We start from the raw sequence: 22,401 nt of genomic DNA, 5'->3' as shown, positions 1-22,401 counted from the left end.
GCAACTAAATATTTATTAAGAAAAAAATAGTTTGACAATCAAACAATTATGCTTAATAATTAGAAATCAAGATAGTTTGATTTACTATTTGTCATTATACGTATTTTATTGTTGAATTTATTAAGGAGTGGAATTATGAGTTTTTTAACCGGTAAAAAAGTTGTCGTCATGGGCGTTGCTAACAAACGCAGTATTGCTTGGGGCTGTGCACAAGCACTAAAATCCCAAGGAGCCGAAGTGATCTACACATATCAAAACGACCGCATGAAAAAGCCTTTAGAACGCTTATTGGAATCTGATGAATTTGTAGTGGATTGTGACGTCGCCAACGACGAAAGCATTGCTGCCGCCTTTGAAACGATCAAAGAATATGCTGGAGAGATCCACGGTGTGGTCCATGCCGTTGCTTATGCTAATAAAGAAGATCTATCGGGCGATATTTTAAATATTTCTCGTGACGGTTATGCTTTAGCGCAAGATATCAGCAGTTACTCATTGATTGCAGTCACCAAATATGCCAAACCAATCTTAGCTGAAAACGCTGGTATCGTCACTCTTTCTTACTTAGGTGCCGAACGGGCAGTGCCAAACTACAACATGATGGGGATTGCGAAAGCTGCTTTGGAATCAAGTGTTCGCTATTTAGCTGCCGAACTTTCACCGCAAAAGATCCGTGTCAATGCGATTTCAGCTGGCGCCATCAAAACGCTAGCAGTAACAGGTGTAAAAGACTATCAAAAGCTGATCCAATTGTCAGAGGATCGGACACCTGACCATATTGGTGTAACGATCGAAGAAGTCGGCAATACTTGTGCCTTCTTGATCAGTCCGTTATCGAGCGGCATTATCGGTGAAGTGATTTTTGTCGATAAAGGGGTTCACTTGTCTTAATCATTGAGCGTCAAAGTAAAGTCTGCTGTGGACCAATTAAAGGTCTTAGCAGGCTTTTTCTGAAAAAAATTATCATTTCAGAAAACCTCCTTTGCATTTCTATTTTTTCTTCGTTAAAATAGATGCAGTAAGACTTGGAGGGATTCTATGAAACAACTGCTACTTGCAGCTAGCACGACCGATTCAAGTGGTTCCAGCATTACCGAACCAGCAGCTGCTCAACTCAATGCATTACAAAAATGGTGGGCGTCCATCGACTGGGAATCGATCATTGGCTTACTGATTCAAAAAGCATTGATGTTGCTTTTTTTATGTATCCTATTTGGTATTTTATTGAAAATAAGCAATATGATCATCGATCGAATCTATCGTTCCTATGAAAAAAAAGCCAGTTTCAATGTGAGTCGAATCAACACGATCCATACCCTGATCCGCAATACGGTTCATTACACATTAGGCTTCTTTTTTGTCTATGCACTGCTTTCCACCATCGGCGTACCTGTAGGCTCGTTACTAGCCGGTGCCGGAGTCGTCGGGGTCGCACTTGGTTTAGGTGCCCAAGGTTTTATGAATGACTTGATTACTGGCTTCTTCATTATTACCGAGCAACAAATCAATGTTGGTGATTACGTCCGCTTGACCAATCTGACGCTTGAAGGTACGGTGACAGCAGTCGGGATTCGAACGGTCCAATTAAAATCCGTTGATGGAACCGTTCATTATATCCCAAATCGTAACATCACGACCATCAGTAATACATCAAGAGCCAATATGCAAGTCGTTGTCGACGTACGTATCTTACCATCTGAAGGCCTAGATGAAATACGTGCCATCATTGAAGAAGTCAATGAACAGATCGCTCAGCAGCATGAAGAAGAGATTCAAACGGCCCCTACGGTCTTCGGTCTGGTGGATCTAGGGAACAACAACTTTGCGATTCGAACCACCATGTATGTGACCAACGGTACGCAATGGAAAATCAAAGAGGAATTTTTAGCAGCATCGATCGATGCTTTGACAGCCAAAGGCTATACGATCCCTAATGCGCCCATCGTCGGTATTTAAAAAAAGGTTATCCCGAAACTGGGATAACCTTTTTTCTATACCACATGCAGTTCATCTGTCATCTTTGGGGCATCTTCTTTCGAAATCAGCAAATAGCGTCTTTCGATTTCATGCGCCAAATGATTGACGGATTTTAAAATCTCTTTGCGGGTGATGATCCCTACAAAGACATTGTCATCATCAACGATCGGCAAGAATGCTTGATCTACTAAAAGATGCAGCATACTTTCCAACTCATCGTTTTCCTTGATGCAATTCACGTTGACTTCCATGACGTCTGCCACAGTCAGCCCTTCAATATTTTCCATACTGAAGCCAGTGAGATCCATCATTCGTTCCACGATGTTTGAGAGGCTGATTAAGCCGACTAAATGGTCCTCACTATCTAGTACAGGGATCTTTGAATAGCCCACTTTTGATAAAACAAGCAATGCGTGACTCAAAGGGTGGTTATAAAATACCGATGCCACATTCTCTGCAGGCACCAAGAAATTTTCTTGATTCTCGAGTAATATTTTTTCTACGGTCTGTCCTATCAATCTAATTGCCTCCATTTCACAGCTACTCTTCTATTTTACTTGAAAATGAGAATAGAAAGTAGAAACCTGCAAAATTATAATGAAATTTTTACTTTTTGATTCCGCTTACTTAACGTGTGAAAACGAAAGCTAGCTCTGGGACTTTATGAAAGGAACGATCATAGTATTGGATTGCCCATTGTTCTGGCGTACTTTCAATAATCGCAAAGCTTTTGATTTGAATTTGCCCTCGCGGTTGGGAAATACTGCCAGGATTCAAGAAAAGTCGATTCCCGACTTTCTCACAAGCAATTTGATGCGTGTGACCAAACAAAGCGATCGAGGCATCTGCTTGTTGCGCTTTTAATCCTAATTTGGTTACGCCAAAACGAACATCCGCCAAATGGCCATGGGTCATATAGATGGTATCCAGCGACGTTTTAACGATACGCTCATTGGGAAAACCACCACCGTAATCGCAATTGCCGCAAACGACTTGGAATGTTTCCCATAAAGGATCTGTATCAGGCAGTTCAGAGTCTCCACAATGCAGGAATAAATCGACTTGATTTTCGAATTCATTTTTAAGATCAACAAGAATCTCACGATCTGAATGATTGTCACTGACAACTAAATATTTCATACATTTTCTCCTTCTAGCCACTCCTGCCACTGTACTTGGAGTTTTTTGATTGCTTGACCACGGTGGCTCACTCGGTTCTTTTCTTCTTGACTCATTTGGGCTGCGCTTTGCTCTGAACCATCAGGAATAAACAATGGATCGTAACCGAACCCATTTTCTCCACGAGGGATACGGCCGATTCTCCCCGGCCATTGGGCTTCAACCACCAAGCTATCTTTTCCTGGTGCTGCGAAAACTAACGTACAGTGAAATTGTGCACTGCGTTTGTCATCTTCGACATCCGTCAATTCATAAAGCAATTTTGCATTATTGGCAGCATCACTTTTTTGCTCACCGGCAAATCGAGCAGAGTACACGCCTGGGCGTCCCCCTAATGCATCGACTTTCAGTCCTGAGTCATCAGCCAACACCGGTCTTCCCAAAATTCTGGCGATAGTTTCCGCTTTAAGGCGGGCATTTTCTTCGAATGTGGTGCCGGTTTCTTCAACATCCGGCAAGGAAGGATAATCTTTCAAGGTGCGGACATCGTACCCTGCTGCCCCAAATACGGCTTTAAATTCCTTGGCTTTTCCTGGATTGCCTGTGGCAATGACGATCGTTTTTTCGGGAATCTCATAAGGGGGTTCATCTGGCAAAAACAGTGCCTCTTTTTGATAGGCAATCAATTCTTCGATAGCTGTTTTTCCGTAGATCAGCATCTCATTCAACTGCTGACCATCAAAGGTCGCTTCTTCCCCAGTTCCTTGCAATTCGACAAATCGACCGGATTCTGTCATCACCAAATTCATGTCGACAGCAGCTGAAGAATCTTCTTGATAATCGAGATCAGTCACACAGGTGCCATCTGGTAAGATTCCAACGCTGATGGCTGCCAAATGCTCCTTGATCGGGTCTTCCGTCAATGCTTTGTCACGCAACAATGTATCGATAGCTAAACGCAACGCAACAAATGCGCCGGTAATACTAGCTGTTCGGGTACCACCATCTGCTTGAACGACGTCACAATCGACCACAATACTGCGTTCCCCTAGCTTTTCTAAATCGACCACAGCTCGCAAGGAACGAGCAATCAGCCGTTGGATCTCCATCGTACGACCAGAAAGCTTGCCTTTGGCACTTTCTCGACGATTACGAGTGTTGGTCGCTCGTGGGAGCATACTGTATTCGGCTGTGACCCAGCCTTTTCCCGTATCTCGTAAAAACGGAGGGACCCGATCTTCAATCGTTGCCGAACAGATCACGGTTGTGTCACCAAAAGAGATCACAACCGATCCTTCGGGGTGTTTGTAGACGTTGGTTTGAATTTTAACTGGTCTTAACATTGTTTCTTTTCTGCCATCATGTCGCATTTAAAAGCCTCCTAAATCAGTGTGAACCGATGAGATCGTGTCTAAATCAAGCCAATCATTGGCGATCTCATCAAATATTTTTGGTGAACCAGTAGTAAAAAATGCATGCTGCGGGTGCGGATCGTCCTGGCTCGTTGCTGCAATGGCGAAATAGTCCAACAAGGTACTGACTTCCCCCACCGTTTCTGCGCCTGAATCAATGAGCTGGATATGGGCCCCCAATTCATTTTGGATCAAAGGACGCAATAAAGGATAATGGGTACAGCCCAGAATCACCGTATCTAACCGCTTGTTTTTCAAGGGGCGTAACGTTTCTGCCACAATTTTCTTGGCAACCGAGCTGTGGTACTGTTTGCTTTCTACGATCGGTACAAACTTTGGGCAAGCCAAACTGACGACTGACGCATGGGGGGCTTTCCCATGAAGGGCGCGCTTGTACGAGTCGCTTTTAATCGTTCCGTTTGTCCCGATAACACCGATTCGTTGATTTTTGCTTGCTTTGACCGCTGCTCGACTGCCAGGCAGTATCACGCCGATCACTGGAATATCCAGTTGTTCTTTGATTTCTTCAAGAGCGACCGCTGTTGCTGTGTTACAGGCGATCACCAACATTTTAATGTTTTTTTCCAATAAAAAACGGGTCATTTGCCACGTATACTCGATGACTTGCTCAGCAGGTCTTGGGCCATAAGGGCATCTGGCAGTATCGCCTAGATAAAGAATCGATTCGTTGGGCAGTTGTTTGATTGCCTCTTTGACGACCGTCAACCCACCAACACCAGAATCGATAAAGCCAATTGGTCTGTTGTTTGTCATAGTTTCCATCCTTTACATGAAAGAAAGAGTTTGATGCATTTTTCTCTCTTATTCATTTTGGACTTTTTTTGTCTATTTTTCAAGTATTCCTTTCGTTTGCTAAAGAAAGCTTTCCCAAAAAATACCAATCGGTACAAAAAAAGCCCCAACCATTGGCTCACAACCAGCAAGTTGCACTTGCATGGTTGAAAGACCGATCGCGGGGATTTTTGTCGATTGTTCATTTTTAGTAATCGTACTGACGTTTTTCCAAAAAACCTGAAAGCAATGACAGTGCATAACAAACCAAAAAGTATAAAACAGTCATTGCCAAAAACATTGGCAAAACATAGTTTGTATTTTGACCATAAATGATCCGGGCATGATGGGTCAACTCTGGTAAAGAAATGATCACGGCTAGTGATGTATCCTTGATCAAAGAGATCAACTGACTGACGATCGCTGGCAACATCGCTTTAAATGCTTGTGGCACGACGATACTGCGCAATACTTCAACATAATTTAATCCCGTTGATAAACCAGCTTCCATCTGACCTTTTGGCACAGAATTCAAACCCGCTCGAAAGATCTCAGAAAGCATCGCTGATTCAAAAATCGTCAACGCCACAACCGCTGACCAAAAAATGTTAAAGCGGATGCCAATCTGTGGCAAGGCAAAATAAGTGAAGAAAATGATCAAGAGCAAAGGCAAGTTACGAATAACATCAATCACGACACCTAATACTTTAGAAAAGACCGGAATCGAGCTGAAGCGTAAAATACCGGCGATTCCTCCAATAATAAAGCTAAATAAGATCGAGAGGATCGACACTTCAACCGTAACACGTAAGCCATCGATCAAAAAGCGAATGTTAATCGCTGAAAAAGCTTCAAAAAAATCCATAGTTCTTTAGCTCCTTTCTATGAGCGGACAGCCCAACGCCGTTCCAAGTAAACCATCAAATAAGACAATGGCAGGGTGATAATCAAATAGAAAAGACCAACAATGATATAGGTATCAAATGTATTGAAGGTCTCGCTTGCGATCAAATCCCCTTGATACATGATATCTAATCCTGCGACCATCGCTAAAATTGAGGAGTTTTTGACGAGGTTAATAAATTGATTGCCTAGTGGCGGCACAACGATTTTAAATGCTTGAGGCAAAATAATGTAGCGCATCGCTTGACTATAAGTAAAGCCAGAAGACAAGGAAGCTTCCATCTGTCCTTTAGGAACCGTTTGGATCCCTGAACGGATCGTCTCGGCGATAAATGCCGATGTATAGATCGTTAAACCAATCGTTCCCGCTTGAAATCCGTCAAAAGAGACCCAATACATTGGCACAACAACATAAAAGAACATCACGATGATCAATAAGGGGATATTTCTAAAAAACTCGACATATGCTTTGGCGATCCCTTTGATGAAGCGATTGTCTGACAACTGAAAAATTGCCATTAAAGTTCCGATCAAAAGGCTAAAAAACAGTGCGATCAAACTCGCCATGACTGTATATTTAAAGCCTTCAATAAACTGACCGGTATAGGTTTGAAATAATTCAACCATTCAGTTTCCTCCTAATCTACTTTTCCTGATTCGTCTTCAGGGAACCACTTGTTGTAAATCTCATCATAGGTTCCATCTTCACGCATTTCCCGCAAGGCTTGATTGACAGCATCTAGAAATGGTTTTTGACCTTTGTTGATGGCTATCCCATAAGGCTCTTCGGTAAATGTTTCGCCAACTAAATGATAATTTGGATTTTCACTCGCCATCCCTAATAAGATTGCGTTATCCGTAGTCATAGCATCCCCTTGTCCTGATTGCAAAGCAGTAAAGGCTTCTGCATAATTTTCAAGTTCTAGGATTTGCGCTTCTGGTGCAGCCTCACGAATGTTTACAGCTGACGTAGAGCCTTTCACGACCAATACAGTGGTGTCTGCGGTCAAATCTTCAATTCCTTGGATTGGACTATCTTTTGCGACCAATAAAGATTGTCCTGCATCAAAATAAACATCCGAAAAGTCAACTTGCTTTTTACGCTCTTCCGTGATGGTCATCGTTGCGATGATCGCATCGATATTGCCGTTTTTCAAAAGCGGAATCCGAGTTTTTGAGGTAACTTCAACAAAAATCGCATTGCCATCACGCCCTAAGATTTTTTCAGTGATCGCACGAGCGATATCAATATCAAAGCCACGCACTTCTCTAGTCGCGATATCCATCAAACCAAATAGACGGGTATCGTTTTTTACGCCCCAAACGATCTGATTCGTCTCTTTGCTGTTTTCTAAAATATCAATATCTGCGGCACTTTGTCCTTTACAACCTGAGAAAGTCACAAGGGCAAAGGCTAAAACTAGAAAAGAAAAAATTTTCTTTTTCATATAGGTTCCTCCTGTCGCTTAATGATTTGTGACTTTGCTCAAGAATTGTTTTGCACGCTCGTCCCTTGGTGCGTCAAAGAATCCATCGACATCCCGTCGATCTTCTAGCACTTGGCCTTCTGCCATAAAGACGATTCGATCTGCTACTTCACGAGCAAAGCTCATTTCATGGGTAACGACGATCATGGACATTCCTTCACTGGCGATTTTTTTCATGACATCTAGTACATCGCCAATCATTTCTGGGTCCAATGCTGAAGTTGGCTCATCAAAAAGCAGCATCTCTGGTTTCATCGCAAGGCCTCGGGCAATTGCGACCCGCTGCTGTTGTCCACCGGATAACATAGACGGATAAGAATCTTTTTTATCCAACATCCCAACTCGATCAAGTAGTTTTTCCGCCAAATTGATGGCTTCTTGCTCATTTTGTTTTAATACTTTAATCGGCGCTAACGTAATGTTTTCTAACACGGTTTTGTTTGGATACAAGTTAAAATGTTGAAACACCATACCAATGTTTTTTCTAACTTCTGTCATTTTGACATCTTTATCAAATAAGTTCTTGCCGTTGACTAATAATTGACCACCTGAAATGGTTTCTAGTCCATTAATTGTACGGAGCATTGTACTTTTACCAGAACCTGAAGGTCCGATAACAACAACGACCTCACCTTTTTCAAATTCAAGGTTGATGTTTTTTAATGCATGGAACTTTCCGTAATATTTCTCTACGTTCTTAAATTCGATCATTGCCATTGATTCACACTCCTAGCTATTTTTAAAATTAAATGAGTAAATGGAAAGATTTGATTCATATTATAGCCCAATCTTTTTTCATTTGTAAAGGTGCTTTTCCAATGTTCCCCCCTTATTTCTGAAAAGACAAGTGCTATTTTACTTTGATGTGAGGTTTTTGTCCATGAAAATTTTTCTAACCTCGACAGATCACAAGGAGAACCTGTTGTTTCTTTTGCTAAAAAAAGGTAAGATAAACCATATAACAAAGGTAAAGGTGGAAAAAAAGTGAATACGATTTTAACTGGCGACCGCCCAACTGGCAAACTGCATCTTGGCCATTATGTGGGGTCTTTAAAAAAACGGGTCGAAATGCAAGCTGACCCTGAAAATCAGCTTTATATCATGGTCGCTGATATGCAGGCACTAACAGATAATGCGAAAACACCTGAGAAGGTCTCAGCGAATATTTTAGAAGTCGCTTTGGATTATTTAGCCGTTGGATTGGATCCATCAAAAACAACGATGTTTATTCAATCGCAAATCCCTCAACTCTCTGAATTGACGATGTACTACCTAAATTTAGTCAGTGTAGCACGCGTGCGACGCAACCCGACGGTCAAAGCAGAAATTGAACAAAAGAAATTTGGCGAAGGCGTTCCTTCTGGTTTCTTCATCTATCCAGTCTCTCAAGCAGCGGATATCACTGCTTTTAAAGCAAACTTAGTCCCAGTTGGTGAAGATCAAAAACCAATGCTGGAACAAACACAAGAAATCGTGCATAGTTTTAATTCTACGTATAGTGAAGTATTGGTCGAACCAAAAGCTGTTTTACCGCCAAAAGGTATGGGACGTTTGGCTGGGATCGACGGCAATGGAAAAATGAGTAAGTCACTAAATAACGGTATCTATTTAGCAGATCCAGCTGATGTGTTACAAAAGAAAGTGATGAGCATGTACACTGATCCAAATCACATCCATGTCGAAGACCCCGGACAAGTCGAAGGCAATATGGTCTTTACGTATCTTGATGTATTTGGTACCGAAAAAGAAAAAATTACTGAATTAAAAGAACATTACACCCGTGGCGGATTAGGAGATGTCAAAATCAAACGCTATTTGATCGATGTTCTGGAAGCCGAATTTGCACCGATTCGGGAACGACGTGAAGCTTTTGCGAAAGATCCCGGTGAAGTGATGAACTTATTAAAACTTGGTAGCGAAAAAGCAGAACAAGTTGCCGCCCAAACGTTAGCTGAAGTCAAAAATGCAATGGGCATCAATTACTTTGCTTAAAAAAATAAGCCTTAGCGGCTTATTTTTTTGTTCACAAATCGAGAATACAATTTAATGCTAAACCTACGAGCACACTCTGTGTTAGGTTTCACGAGCAAACTTCATCCACAGACCGATCCATTAGGCAACTTTATTTGATGCGATTTCTTGCGAAAAAACCTAGAAAATTGCCCTAAAAATAACTTCGAAAATGCTGATTAGAGGATCATTTTCTCAACCTTGACAGCGCTAAAAAAAGAACAGATCAAAAAAGCTGGATTGCCTTTGATAGTGAGATACTTTACGGCTCCAATCCAACTCCTAACATTTTTGCGTCATCTGAACATCTATTATAAATAGTAGAAAACGTTCCCCACCTTCATTTTTTTCAAGGTGGAGAACGTTTTTCTTCATACTTCTATTAACGGATTTCTGCTTGAACTTTCTCTTTTAAATTACGAGTAATTTTTGCGATTGCTTGATTGATCTCTTCATCCGTCAAAGTAGCTTCAGGATTGCTAAACGTCAGGCTATATCCTAATGATTTTTTGCCTGCGTCAATGTTCTTCCCTTGATAAACGTCGAATAAGCGAATATCACTTAAGAAGCGACCTGCACTTTCACGGATAATCTCCATCACTGATTGGTTGTCGATTGCTTCATCAAGCAAGAGTGCCATATCCCGCGTTACTGATGGGAATTTTGAGACCGGTTGATAGACCAATTGCTCAGTTTTAGCTGCTAGCAGTTGATCCAAGTCCAATTCAGCGACATACGTTTCACTCACTTCATAGGCTTTGGCGATCGATGGGTGGACTTGTCCCAAGAAGCCGATTTCTTGGTCATCTAGCAAGATCATTGCCGTACGACCAGGATGCATCTCTTTGATAGCTGCCGTTTTTTGATAACGAATACGTTCGGTTAATACCAACGAATCAAATAGATTTTCTAAAATGCCTTTTAAATGGAAGAAATCAACTTTTTGAGCTTGGGTTTGCCAGTCTTTCTCATGGATATTCCCTGTCAATGCTAGTCCTAAATGATTGACTTCTGTTGGCAGCTCGTGTTTACTGTCGCCTGTCTGATAAAAGACGCGACCAATTTCATACAAAGCAACACGATTGTTTTTACGTGCCAAGTTGTACGCAACGTCGTCTAACAAACCTGAAATCAGATTCAAGCGCAAGACGGCACGTTCTTCGGTCATTGGCCAATCCAATCGAGTCACTTGGCTCGATTTATTCGTAAATTGTTGTGCCTTCTCTTCCGTTGTCAAAGCATAGCTGATGGCTTCACTGACCCCATTGCCTTCCAATAGCGTCCGAACTTCTCTGGTCAGACGTTGCGCTTTGGTTAGATGACCGGCAACCGTTTCTCCTTGCGGTAAAGTCGATGGCAAACGATCATAACCGTAAATACGCGCCACTTCTTCAATGATATCTGCTTCGATCGTAATATCCCAACGACGAGGTGGGACAGAAACAATATAGCTGTCTGCTTCTTGACGATGACCAAAGCCTAATGCATCAAAGATTTCTTGCACTTCTTCATCAGTGATTTCTGTGCCTAAATAGCTATTGATTCGAGCTAAAGTGATTGTAACCTCAACAGGTTCTACTGCTACTTGGGAACCTATTACTGCCCCTTTTAAGACCGTTCCACCAGCAAGTTCCGCAATCAGTGCTGCTGCTGCATCACAAGCTTTTGCAACCGTGGCTTGGTTGATCCCTTTTTCAAAACGAGCGGAGGATTCACTTCTTAAATTGAATTTCTTTGAGGTCAAACGAATCGCTAACGGATCGAACAAGGCCGCTTCTAAAGCGACTGTAGTCGTTTTTTCCGTGATTTCTGAATCAAGCCCTCCCATGACGCCTGCGAGCGCAACGGGCGTGGTTCCGTTGGTGATAACGATGTCTTCTGGGGAAAGCTGACGTGTTTCTCCATCTAAAGTCACCAAACTTTCATTTTCTTTACCACGACGGACAAGTATTTCTTTGCTGTCGAGCTTTTGATAATCAAAGGCATGCAATGGTTGGCCAAATAATAGTAAGATATAATTCGTCACGTCCACGACATTGTTGATTGGACGAATACCTTCATTCATCAAGCGATTTTGCAACCATTGTGGACTTGGGGCGATCGTTACACCATCAATGATTCGAATTTGGTAGGCGGGTGCATCTGTTGCTTCAGTGACCTTCACCTGAATTTTATCGGCAGCAGCTACTTCACTTTCAGTAAGCGAAATTTCAGGAAACTTCGGTGTTTGGCGATAGATCGCACCGACTTCATAAGCAACCCCCCGCATGCTCAACGCATCCGCACGATTCGGAGTGATCGACAATTCGATAATGTGATCATCCATATCCAGATAAGGAAAAACCGGTGATCCTGGTTCTGCTTCTGCTGGTAAATAATAGATTCCTTCCGCGTATTCTTTGGGAATCACGCTATCGGCATATCCCAACTCTTGCAACGAACAAATCATGCCGTTGGAAACTTCTCCCCGCATCTTGCCCTTTTTTATTTTTACGTTGCCCGCGATTCGAGAGCCGGGTAATGCCACGATGACTTTGATGCCGCTTTTGACATTCGGCGCACCGCAAACGATCTGTGAGTCTTCATCCTCACCAATATTTACTTGGCAAATCGATAGATGGTCAGAGTCCGGATGCGGTCGGCAGTCGGTCACTTCTCCGACAACGATTTTTTTTAAACCTTCTTCAGGCACGTCAATACCTTCGACTTCGATCCCCGTCACTGACATTTTATCTGCTAGCTCTTTGGGTGTGATCTCAGACAGATCAAGGTATTCATTTAACCATTTATATGATACTAACATTTATTGTTCCCCCTTGAACTGGCGAATAAAACGCACATCATTTTGATAGAATTGGCGAATGTCGTTCACGCCGTAGCGCAACATTGCCACTCGGTCAGGACCTAAACCAAAAGCAAATCCCGAATATTGGGTTGGATCAATCCCTGACATTTCTAAGACGTTAGGATGGACCATTCCGGCACCAAGGATCTCGATCCAGCCAGTTTGTTTACAAACATTACATCCGGCACCACCACACTTGAAGCAACTGACATCGACTTCGACCGATGGTTCTGTGAAAGGGAAATAGCTTGGTCGCAAGCGAATTTGGCGATCTTCCCCAAACATTTTTTGCATCATGACTTCTAAGGTTCCTTTTAAGTCACCCATCGTAATATTTTTATCGATTACCAATCCTTCAATTTGATGGAATTGGTGGCTATGGGTCGCATCATCTGTATCACGACGGAAAACTTTCCCGGGAGAGATCATCCGTAACGGCCCTTTTGAAAAATCATGGGTCTCCATTGTTCTCGCTTGAACGGGTGATGTATGGGTTCGAATCAACACTTCCTCTGAAATATAAAAGGTGTCCTGCATGTCTCTAGCAGGATGATCTTTTGGCAGATTCATCCGCTCGAAGTTGTAATGATCTTTTTCCACTTCATAGCCTTCAACGACTTGGTAGCCCATACCAACAAAGATGTCTTCGATTTCTTCCATGATTTGTGTCAGCACATGGCGAGTTCCTCGGTCCATCTTTTTACCAGGCAACGTCACGTCGATCGATTCTTCAGCGAGGGCTTTTTCCAAGTTTGCTGCTTCGATAGACGTCTTGGCTTCTTCGATCGCTTCTGTCAAAATATCACGAATCTCGTTGGCATAGCTCCCCACCTTCGGCCGTTCTTCCGCAGAAAGATCTTTCATCCCCCGTAGAACTTCAGTGATGGGTCCTTTTTTTCCAAGCACTTCCACTCGAATTTGATTCAAGTCGTTCATGGTTGGACTTGCTTTGATTTTAAGCAATGTCGTTTCCTTCAATGCTTCTAATTTTTCTTGTAAAGACATGTGTTTCCTCCTTCTATACTGTGAATAGTGTAAGAATAACAAGACTGGATTGACTGATTAAAGGGAATATCATTCATTTAAAGACAAAAAAAGACATCATCCCTTAAAAAAGGAACGACGTCTCGTGTTACCATCCTCATTCGCGAAAAAAACGCGCACTCACTTCGGCTAACGACAGCAAAACTGCCGACTGACTGTAATCAGCAAGCTCCAGAAGTGAAATTCATTTTTCGAATGCAGGACTTGCTTTCAGTCTGTGACAAGTCTCCCTTTTTCTGATTCAGCCAAATTACTAGTTTCTATCAACGCTTTTTAACTATTCATTTAAGGTTAGTTTACCTAATTTCTGGTGAGAAATCAACTGCATTCTTCCTCACGTACCCATGTTTCTGCCCAACGCTTCACACTCATCATACTCTTTTCAAGAGCAATACCTCTTGGCGTCAAGCAGTAAAGATTGTTTTCTTTGCAGACAATTTCTTCCCGCTCTAATTCTTTCAAGCGTTCGACTAACACCCGATCACTCACTTGAGGAATCTTGTTTGCTAACTCAACAAATCTTTGTTTGCCGTCTTCAAGAAGGACATCAATGATCAAGCCGTTCCACTTTTTGCCTAAAATAGAAAAAGCTTTTTCAAATTTAGGACAAAGGGCATAATCCGATTCTACTTTTATCATTCTCCATCACCTCTTTTACCTATTATAGCATATGACTTACGAATTGTAAGAAACTAGGATCGATCAGTTAGAATGACACGATCATCTTAGGTTTTAACAGCACTAAATAGGTCTGTTTCACTGGTTTGTTCAACGCTTTCTCCAATGCTTGGCAATAGAGTTTCAATTGACCATAGTATCGTTCGCGCATTTTCTTTTCAATCTGAGCCTGACTACCGAAAACATCATCTGTTTTAAAGTCATACAAAATGATTTCATCCGCCAATTCAATATAGCCATCGATAATTCCGTGGATCAAAAGCGGCGCATCTGGTTCGTCAAACTCTTCAAAGATCGTATCAGCCTCTTTTAGCATCGAAAACGGTTGTTCCCGCTTCACCAAATCAGAGGATCGGTTCAGCAATTCACCTAGTTCAGTTTGATAAAACCACAAAATGCTCGATCGGTCAATTTTTTTGGCGATTTCTTCAGAAAAAAATTGCTTTTTCACGAGTTCAGCAATCAGGAGCTCCAAAGTATCTTGATTTGGCGTCATTCCTAATGGGATCATTTGCAAAACCGTATGGGTTGCTGTCCCGATACTGCTGGCGAGAGGCTTCGTTTCTTGCAGAAATTTTGGTTTCGCCAATTCATCCTGTACGTAGCGATATTGCTGAGGATTCGTCTTCTCGGAAACCGACCGCCATTCCAACAAAGTGGTCTGTTGATCATCAGGATCGTTATAGAGTCTTTTCAATTCTGATACAGATTGATAACTAGTGGTTTGGGTCGCTTTTTGATAAGGATAGCGATAGGCTAGGCGTTTCAAAAGATCATCGATATTGCTATCTGGCGCAAGCAATCGTTTAGGCTCCTCGACTGGCGCAAGGGTCTCTTGGACTTGTTGCGTGATCGTTTCTTGATTCCACCATGACAGACGAAAATGAGCAGGATGATCGATCGTCCGCTTGCGCTCTGACGCTTCAGAGAATACTGCTTCCATATCTGGATGGCGCATCAGGGTCCGTCCGACCCAATCCATCAAACTCCCCCGGGCAACAAGGCGCAATGCAGGGTCAAGAACCATTTCGGCTTGCGTCAAGCCAGATTGCCAAGTCTTAAAGGCATCCGCTTGATTTTTATAGGAGCCCACTAAGAAAAGCTTCTGCTCTGCTCGTGTCAATGCTACGTACAATTTTCGCATTTCTTCTGATAAGGCTTTTTTCAAACGAACTTGCTTGATGGCTTGAAACGGCAGTGTCTCAAATTTAAGATTTTCTGCGGGTTCCACATATTGGATTCCAGCCCCCAGTTGTTCTTCAAAGATATAGCGTTTTTGAAAATCTTGGTAGTTAAAGAATTTTGTTGTATCCAATAAGAAGACTACAGGAAACTCCAAGCCTTTACTTGCATGAACGGTCATCACTCGAACGGCATCTTCTACAGGAGTAGCCACAGGCTCTGCCAAATCCTTGTTTTTTTCTTGCATTTTTTCGATGAAGCGAATGAATTGGTACAAACCACGGAAACTGCTCTTTTCGTATTTTTCGGCTCTGTGGATCAATGCCACTAAATTTGCATAACGCTGCTGTCCTGCAGGAAGTCCCACAACATAATCCAAGTAAGCAGTATCTTCATAGATTTGCCAAAGCAAGGTCGGGATCGGCAGTCTGCGTGCTTCTTCTCGCCATTGATTTAGTTTAGCTAAAAACCCATCCACCGTTTGCCACAAGTTTGACGCTTCATGTTGACCATGATAATCCAATACTGCATCGTAGTAGTCGCCGGAACGATTGGCTAAACGGATTTCAGCTAATTGATCTTCTGTTAAGCCGACGATTGGTGAACGCAAGACCGCCACAAGCGGGATGTCTTGGTACGGATTGTCAATGATTTGCAGCAAAGATACGACGGTTTGGATCTCCGTTGCCTGAAAATAGTTTTGAGCATCATTGACCGCCATCGGAATTCCAAACTGCTTAAAGACATCTAGGATAACAAGATTGTTTTTACGTGTGGGGGTCAACAAGACAATATCATTGTAAGTGATTGGTCGATTTGTTTTGGATTTTTTGTCATAGATCATGAATTTTGATTCAATCAACTCTCGAATCTTCAATGCAGTAATCTGCATCTCACCTTCTGTTTTGTCATCGATCAATTGTTCTTCAGATTCATGCGCTTTTTCATATAACAAGAGCTCCGTGGCAAATGCATCGCTTTCTGGAAAATGAGGAAAACCGTTAATCAAGGCTGCCGCCTCATCGTAAGGGATTTGGCCAACCCGTTCATCCATCAGCTGTTGAAATACTAGATTCGTAAAATCCAATACGTCGGAGCGAGAACGGAAATTTTCTGCTAAGACGATTCTCCGCCCACCATTCTCCGTTTCAAATGCCAAGTATTTTTCGATAAACAGCGTCGGATCTGCTAGTCGAAACGAATAGATCGACTGCTTCACATCCCCCACCATAAACATGTTGCCAGGGTTATGATCAACTTGTCTCACCCAATATAAAATTGCCTCTTGCAACCGATTGACGTCTTGGTATTCATCGACTAAAACTTCTTCAAAGCGATCCCGATAATAGACCGACGCCTCACTTCCACTGCCGTCACCTTGTAAAATCTGCAAGGTAAAATGTTCCAAATCATTAAAGTCTAAACGGCCTTTTGAAAGCTTTCTTTCTTGAAATGCTTTCATAAACGCTTCGGTCATGGCCGCCATTTTCTCAACGACAGGTGCTGATCGATGAAGCAGTTCCATCATTTCAGCCGGCGGGTATGGAGAGGCCACTTTCAATTGCTCGACCAATTTTTTCGCATCATCTCGCAAAGGTTTAATTTCTTGGGAGAGTTCCTTTTGTTCTGGTTTGCGAAAAGCTGGGTAGCGACCAAAACGCAACACTTTGATCTGCTCATAGAAGCCATCAACATCGTCTGCATCCAGCAGAGCCTTTAAGGTTTCCACCACTCCCAATTCGGTATCGATCAATAGTGCTGCTTTTTCCATCGCTTCATCAGAACGGGCATAGTCTTGCGCCGCCTGCAGCAAATGCGCCGCTGTCTTCAAATTTTCTTGCAAAGTCGGTTTGATTTGCGATTGGTACAGGATATTTTCAGCAAAGGTTTCTTTACCGACATAGTGATCACTTAGATGAGCTAGCCAGTTGACGGGATCCGGATTTGCTCGGGCAAAGTCATAAAGAGACAGGATCAGATCCCCGACGCCTTCATCAGAACGATCACTAGAAAAATTTTCTGTCAAACGAAAGAAGGCTTCATCATTGGCTTCATATTGTTGATCTCTCAGCTGTGTCCAGATTTCTTCTTTCATCAATAAAATTTCGGTTTCATCGGTCATCATGCGGAAATTTGGATCTAAATCGATCAAATAATAAAAACGCCGAATCACCGTTAAACAAAATGCATGCAAAGTAGAAATGTTAGCTGTCGGCAATAGCTGCAGCTGACGGACGAAGTGCTGGCGTTTTTGCTCATCACTTTCTTGGTTGATGGCTTGTTGCAATGCCGCTTGAATCCGTTCTTTCATTTCTCGAGCAGCTGCTTCGGTAAAGGTCACGATCAGTAAAGAATCGATCGTCGTTCCTGCTTTTAACTTTTCAATCACTCGCCGAACCAAAACGGTGGTTTTTCCTGAACCCGCTGAAGCGGAAACGAGGATATTATCCCCTTTATCAAAAATGGCTTGCCATTGGGTATCCGTGAAGGTTTCATTTTGCGGTTTTAAAGGGATCTTACTCATCTTCTTCCTCCCTTAAGCGATGGATAATCTCATCTTTAGATAAGTTTTCTAAACGGTGGTACTCATTTTCTTTCAACAATACATCAAAGTCACATATGCTGCGAAACGGACAAAACTCACACGCCCGTTTTTTGTCTTTTAATTTATAAGAAGGGTTTAAGGCGATTTCACCGCTTAATAGCTTCTCACCGCTTTGTTGCATGTTTTTACGATTATGTTTTCTTAACAGCTCAAGCTCTTCTTCTGTATAAAACTTGTTTTTCGCCTGCGTCGTTTTTTGATAATCGCCGTTTTTGTCTTTTCGAACAGGAAATATCGGTGAATTTTTGCTGGCTTCAACATCCTCATCTAGCAACGGGAAAACAGCCGGTTCGTCAATAAACAACCCGTCATACTTGAAACGTTTTAAACGTTCTTCTTCACTGGCTTCTTGTCCGTCCAAAAGTGGATTATGCACATGCAGATAATATGCACCGGCTGGTCGCACATTTGGCGAACCAACCAGTTGGACAGCATCCGTCAATGCGACATCGAGATAGGTGATCAACTGCATCGCAAGTCCGTAGTAGGCTTCAGAAAGGTCAAAATCTCGGCTGCTAGATTTATAGTCAACAACAGAAAGCCATTGTTCTTCTTCCGTTTTCGCCGTATCGACTCGATCGATCTTCCCCCGTACATGTAGTTTCCCACCAGAGCTTAAAGGCAATTCGATCCCGTTGATCCCATTTGAGCCAGCGATCTGGCCGAACAGTACCTCCGTCTTTTCAGGACTAAAATGCATTTTTTGACCTTGTTTCGCTAAAGCCCACGCTACTCGCTGAATCGTCTTGCCTAATTGATACCGAATAAAATTCATCCGAGCAGAGCTCGTCAATAAGCGATAACGGCTTTCGCCAAAAATTTCCTGCAAAACGACTTCCACAAATTGCACGCGTTGGTCAGCAGTTAACTGGGTCAAGGAAATATTTTCAGCAATCAGGACTTTGACAAAGCGGTCCAACGCATCATGGAAAAACTCACCCGTCATTGCTGGATTTAAGCCATAAACTTCCCGTTCTTTTAACCGTAATCCGTAGCTGACGAAATACTTGTATTCACACTGATAGAACGTCTCCATTTGAGAAATGGAGCTGTAGATCGACGGGCCATATAGTGCCGCAGCTTGTGCTTGAGACAAAGGAATCGGAATATTTTGATGAGTTTGGCTTTCAAATACTTGAGCAGCTAAATCTGTCCATTCCGAACGTAGCAGTGCTTGTTTCAGCTGCTCCCAAACTCGAGGCAAATTCTCTTTGTTTTTTTGCGCTTGCTGACTGAGGTTATTGATTTGATAGATCAGGCCACGGTAACTGCCGACATAGTTTCTCGGGTCACTGGTCAGCGTTAAAATGCCGCGATCTTGCAGAGGAACATCCAAATGTTTGATCACGCGGTCTAAATAAGGCGACATTTTGATGTTTTGCTGGGTATCAAAATTAACGGCATAGGACAGTGATAAGTGTTCCGTTGCTGAAAGCAAGACCGAATAAAAGGCAAATGGCTCTTTGACACTGCCTTCCACCACTGTATCCCTAAGGTATTTTTCACCGTTGAACAACTGATTGAAATGCTGACGTTCTTCATTCGTCAACAATGTTTTGTTCTCTATTTTTCTTGGCAACGCCGTTTCATTCAATCCAGGTGCAAATGTGATCTTCGCTTGTTTTGGACGAGCCAAATCAAGGCGGTTGACGTTGACCTGGTCGATCGCTGTTGGGATCTTCCCGAATGTGACATTTTCTAAGCCAGTCAATAAGACATCTTCAAAGAGCGCAAAATCAAAGGGCTCTTCTCCATAGATCGTGGCATATTCATCTAGCAAATCCATTAAAGCTTGCCATGCTTGTTCATGGTTGCGAGCTTGATCCAATTTCCCTTGTTGGATTGCCTGGTCTCGCCAATGCCGTAGTTGTTGCTCGACACCAGCATTCAGTAAAAAGCGATACAGCAGTTCTACGGCATCTCGATTTGTTCTAGCAGCCGTCAGCCAGTCAAGAGTATCAGCAACATCTTGCTTAAAGGCCCTACGCAACTGGTTGGTATACGCCGTCAAATCCACTTTATCCGTCTGCTCTTCTTCTGATTGTAAATACTCGATCAGTTCCCAATCTTCGTTTCTTGTCCAGCTAGCTCCTTGAAAGTCATGGGCTAATGCTTTATTTTCAGTAATATCCACTAACTTACGAAACTGGTCACGCCCAACGAGCCAATCTGCTTCGGAGCGATAGGCTGCCGGTAAATAAAGTTCCGTTCTTAATAATCGCAAAATATCATTTAAGCGGAAACCATAGGATTGACAAGCAAAAAAAGCATTCAAAAACTCAACCAATGGATGTTGTGCCATCATCTGCTCTTCATCGATATAAAAAGGAATCTCAAACTCAGTAAAAATTTTAGGAATATACTGATGATAGACTTCTGGTTCGGCGATCAATAATTGGATATCACGATACCGTAATGTTGGGTACCGTTTCTTATCACTCATCATCCCGCGGATCGACGCTGCGATTTGACGGATCTCTTCTTCGGGATTCCCAACTTTCCAGACTGCCAGAAAGTCTTTGACGGAGGTCTGCTGATGATAATTGGCTTGTGATTGGGTCTGCCGCCAAAAAGTTTCTACTTCCTTGTACGCCTGCGGGATCGATCCCTCGTCTTCTTTGTCCACCTCTTGGTTGACGGAAAGTTTCTGATCTAAGAAAATGTTCACTTGATTGTCACGAGCAAAACTGATCAACTGATAATAGGTCCGTCCTGCTTCATAAAATAAATTCAATGGCGTGGGCATCTCTTGTGGGTACCCGCGATCCAAAATAAGATCAATCACTACATGACTTCTCTTCATCAGTACTTGTATCAACTGTTGCTCTTGGGTTGAAAATGCGGAGAAACCGCTGATAATGAATAAGGCGTGGGAAAGATCTGGCGCTTTGTTCAAAGACACAGCAGTTGGTATCGTTTGATCCACCCGGGAGTCACCCAGCAAGGAACCTTCCAGAAAGCGTGTCAATAAGGTGAGCGGTTGTTCGACTTGCAAAGCACGCTCTAGAAGTTCTTGTTCAAATCGTTGAAAAATTATCGCCAATTCACTGTATTTCTTCTCTTCATCTTGGGTTGCACTGGGGGCAGCACCACCAGCTAATAAATCTTCGATCCCCAATCGACTTGTATGCATTTCTTGATAAAAAGCCAACAATTGTTGGATAAACCCCGCTTTATTAATTTCGCCGCGATACAAGACAAGTTCTTCTTCTAAATCCAAAAGCAGCTTGCGCATGATCATGGAGGCACCATTTTCAGTGATGGCATTTTGAGAAAGCAATCCTGTTTGCTGCAAATAAAACCAAGCCAAACGGTGAAAACTATACACTTGGGCCCGAATGGAAGCGAAATCCCCTAATTGATCATTTTTAAGTAATTGAAGGATCTCCCGCTCTCGTTCAAATTTATTGTAGTTAGGAACGAGGAAAAACACTTCTTGATGGTCTTTTTCTAACCAGCTTTTTGCCTGCTCTATCACAGCTTGATCATGACGACAACGGCCATCACCAAGGATAAATCGTAAACTCATGAAAGGACTCCTTCTCTACATAGTTTTAAAAAATCCCCAAAAAACAATGAGCAGCTTTTCTTCGAAAGCGACGTTTTTGTCTAGTGGTCATTTTCAGAAACACGTTACAAAATCGGTAATACTCGTTCAATCTTTTCCTAACATGCCAAAATCGGCAATGGGCCAAAAAACAAATTTTACATCCCCCAAAATCGTTGATTCATCGATCAAGCCTAATTGACGGCTATCTTTAGAGATTCGGCGATTATCACCTAAAACCAATACTTGGCCTTCAGGAATGACTTCCACACCAAATAGACTCATGTCAAAGTCACTGGTCAAAGGAAAGCCATCGGTGACAGCCGCTTTGAATTCATCCAAATAGGGTTCATCATACGCTTGTCCATTAATGTACAGGGTATCGTTTTGATAAGCAACCCGATCCCCCGGCAAACCGATCACTCGTTTGATATAATTTTTCCCCTCTTCATCCGGCGCTTCGAATGTAATGATATCAAAACGCTCGATTTCCGTGTTCTTTAAAGCAATTACTCGCTCACCATCATGTAAGGTTGGATCCATCGAATCTCCTTTTACAATAACGGGGGTAAAGACATATTGTCTTAATAACAAAAGGAATAAGGCGAAGATCACGACAAATCCCACTGTTTTTAAAAGCTCTTTTATCTGTTGCACGTGTCCTTCACTCCTTGAATGTTTTTACTATTTTTTTAAAAGAATCGAACAAACATTCTTATTTTCTATTCTACCATAAAATGATAGAAGCAGGACATCTCCTCTCTGGTTCTTTATGAAAATTTGGGGAATCATTAGACTTG

Annotated in this window: 18 protein-coding genes; 3 read left to right on the top strand and 15 right to left on the bottom strand. The window is 42.4% G+C overall.

Going from position 1 to position 22,401, the window contains the following annotated elements; translation table 11 throughout:
- Positions 1 to 135 precede the first annotated feature (135 nt).
- Both fabI and IGI78_RS07915 read left to right on the top strand, forming a co-directional pair.
- Entirely contained in the window at positions 136 to 891 is a 756-nt protein-coding gene (gene fabI / locus IGI78_RS07920; RefSeq protein WP_430618569.1) for an enoyl-ACP reductase FabI, read from the top strand.
- Between the two features lie 147 nt (positions 892 to 1,038).
- Entirely contained in the window at positions 1,039 to 1,956 is a 918-nt protein-coding gene (locus IGI78_RS07915; RefSeq protein ID WP_005236101.1) for a mechanosensitive ion channel family protein, read from the top strand.
- Between the two features lie 35 nt (positions 1,957 to 1,991).
- Here the strand turns inward: IGI78_RS07915 and cbpB are convergent, their stop codons facing one another.
- The 9 genes from cbpB to IGI78_RS07870 all read right to left on the bottom strand — a co-directional run bounded on the left by cbpB (position 1,992) and on the right by IGI78_RS07870 (position 8,655).
- On the bottom strand, positions 1,992 to 2,495 hold the full coding sequence (gene cbpB / locus IGI78_RS07910) for a cyclic-di-AMP-binding protein CbpB (protein WP_005226181.1): 504 nt from the start codon (positions 2,493 to 2,495) through the stop codon (positions 1,992 to 1,994).
- 109 nt (positions 2,496 to 2,604) lie between these two features.
- Positions 2,605 to 3,117, bottom strand: a complete 513-nt coding sequence (locus IGI78_RS07905; RefSeq protein WP_140965596.1) for a metallophosphoesterase — start codon at positions 3,115 to 3,117, stop codon at positions 2,605 to 2,607.
- Entirely contained in the window at positions 3,114 to 4,466 is a 1,353-nt protein-coding gene (rph, locus tag IGI78_RS07900; RefSeq protein WP_140965595.1) for a ribonuclease PH, read from the bottom strand. The genes IGI78_RS07905 and rph overlap by 4 nt, the downstream gene beginning before the upstream one ends.
- On the bottom strand, positions 4,467 to 5,282 hold the full coding sequence (racE, locus tag IGI78_RS07895) for a glutamate racemase (protein WP_081118702.1): 816 nt from the start codon (positions 5,280 to 5,282) through the stop codon (positions 4,467 to 4,469).
- Between the two features lie 226 nt (positions 5,283 to 5,508).
- Positions 5,509 to 6,165 (bottom strand): amino acid ABC transporter permease, encoded by a 657-nt coding sequence (locus IGI78_RS07890; RefSeq protein ID WP_086292424.1) that lies wholly within the window; start codon positions 6,163 to 6,165, stop codon positions 5,509 to 5,511.
- A 17-nt stretch (positions 6,166 to 6,182) separates the two neighbouring features.
- The gene (locus IGI78_RS07885; protein ID WP_077453437.1) at positions 6,183 to 6,830 is read right to left on the bottom strand and encodes an amino acid ABC transporter permease; all 648 of its coding nucleotides are present in this window, start codon (positions 6,828 to 6,830) and stop codon (positions 6,183 to 6,185) included.
- Between the two features lie 11 nt (positions 6,831 to 6,841).
- Positions 6,842 to 7,651 carry a transporter substrate-binding domain-containing protein gene (locus IGI78_RS07880; protein WP_077453438.1) on the bottom strand — a complete coding sequence of 270 codons (810 nt, stop codon included), beginning with the start codon at positions 7,649 to 7,651 and terminating at the stop codon, positions 6,842 to 6,844.
- A gap of 18 nt (positions 7,652 to 7,669) precedes the next feature.
- Positions 7,670 to 8,407 (bottom strand): amino acid ABC transporter ATP-binding protein, encoded by a 738-nt coding sequence (locus tag IGI78_RS07875; protein ID WP_077453439.1) that lies wholly within the window; start codon positions 8,405 to 8,407, stop codon positions 7,670 to 7,672.
- Positions 8,398 to 8,655, bottom strand: coding sequence for a hypothetical protein (locus IGI78_RS07870; RefSeq protein ID WP_422718479.1), 258 nt, complete (start codon positions 8,653 to 8,655; stop codon positions 8,398 to 8,400). Before IGI78_RS07870 ends, IGI78_RS07875 begins: the two co-directional genes overlap by 10 nt.
- 19 nt (positions 8,656 to 8,674) lie before the next feature.
- Between IGI78_RS07870 and trpS the strand changes: the two genes are divergently transcribed.
- Positions 8,675 to 9,682: a tryptophan--tRNA ligase gene (trpS, locus tag IGI78_RS07865; RefSeq protein WP_081118703.1), complete on the top strand. Its 1,008-nt coding sequence runs from the start codon at positions 8,675 to 8,677 to the stop codon at positions 9,680 to 9,682.
- 400 nt (positions 9,683 to 10,082) lie between these two features.
- On the opposite strand, the gene pheT is transcribed toward trpS, so the two are convergent.
- The 6 genes from pheT to lepB all read right to left on the bottom strand — a co-directional run bounded on the left by pheT (position 10,083) and on the right by lepB (position 22,258).
- Complete coding sequence (pheT, locus tag IGI78_RS07860) at positions 10,083 to 12,503, bottom strand: phenylalanine--tRNA ligase subunit beta (RefSeq protein ID WP_194194525.1); 2,421 nt, start codon at positions 12,501 to 12,503, stop codon at positions 10,083 to 10,085.
- Complete coding sequence (gene pheS, locus IGI78_RS07855; RefSeq protein WP_140965593.1) at positions 12,504 to 13,550, bottom strand: phenylalanine--tRNA ligase subunit alpha; 1,047 nt, start codon at positions 13,548 to 13,550, stop codon at positions 12,504 to 12,506. It lies immediately after the preceding gene.
- 357 nt (positions 13,551 to 13,907) lie between these two features.
- The gene (locus IGI78_RS07850) at positions 13,908 to 14,228 is read right to left on the bottom strand and encodes a winged helix-turn-helix transcriptional regulator (RefSeq protein ID WP_005226192.1); all 321 of its coding nucleotides are present in this window, start codon (positions 14,226 to 14,228) and stop codon (positions 13,908 to 13,910) included.
- A gap of 67 nt (positions 14,229 to 14,295) precedes the next feature.
- Positions 14,296 to 17,973 carry a helicase-exonuclease AddAB subunit AddA gene (gene addA / locus IGI78_RS07845; RefSeq protein WP_195265145.1) on the bottom strand — a complete coding sequence of 1,226 codons (3,678 nt, stop codon included), beginning with the start codon at positions 17,971 to 17,973 and terminating at the stop codon, positions 14,296 to 14,298.
- Positions 17,966 to 21,583, bottom strand: coding sequence for a PD-(D/E)XK nuclease family protein (locus IGI78_RS07840; RefSeq protein ID WP_195265147.1), 3,618 nt, complete (start codon positions 21,581 to 21,583; stop codon positions 17,966 to 17,968). The genes addA and IGI78_RS07840 overlap by 8 nt, the downstream gene beginning before the upstream one ends.
- 126 nt (positions 21,584 to 21,709) lie before the next feature.
- Positions 21,710 to 22,258, bottom strand: coding sequence for a signal peptidase I (gene lepB / locus IGI78_RS07835; RefSeq protein ID WP_077453443.1), 549 nt, complete (start codon positions 22,256 to 22,258; stop codon positions 21,710 to 21,712).
- Positions 22,259 to 22,401 lie beyond the last annotated feature (143 nt).

Origin of the sequence: Enterococcus sp. DIV1767, from assembly GCF_050542585.1 — a bacterium.
GTDB classification, from domain to species: domain Bacteria; phylum Bacillota; class Bacilli; order Lactobacillales; family Enterococcaceae; genus Enterococcus_D; species Enterococcus_D innesii.
This window is presented reverse-complemented; position numbering and strand designations above follow the sequence as displayed.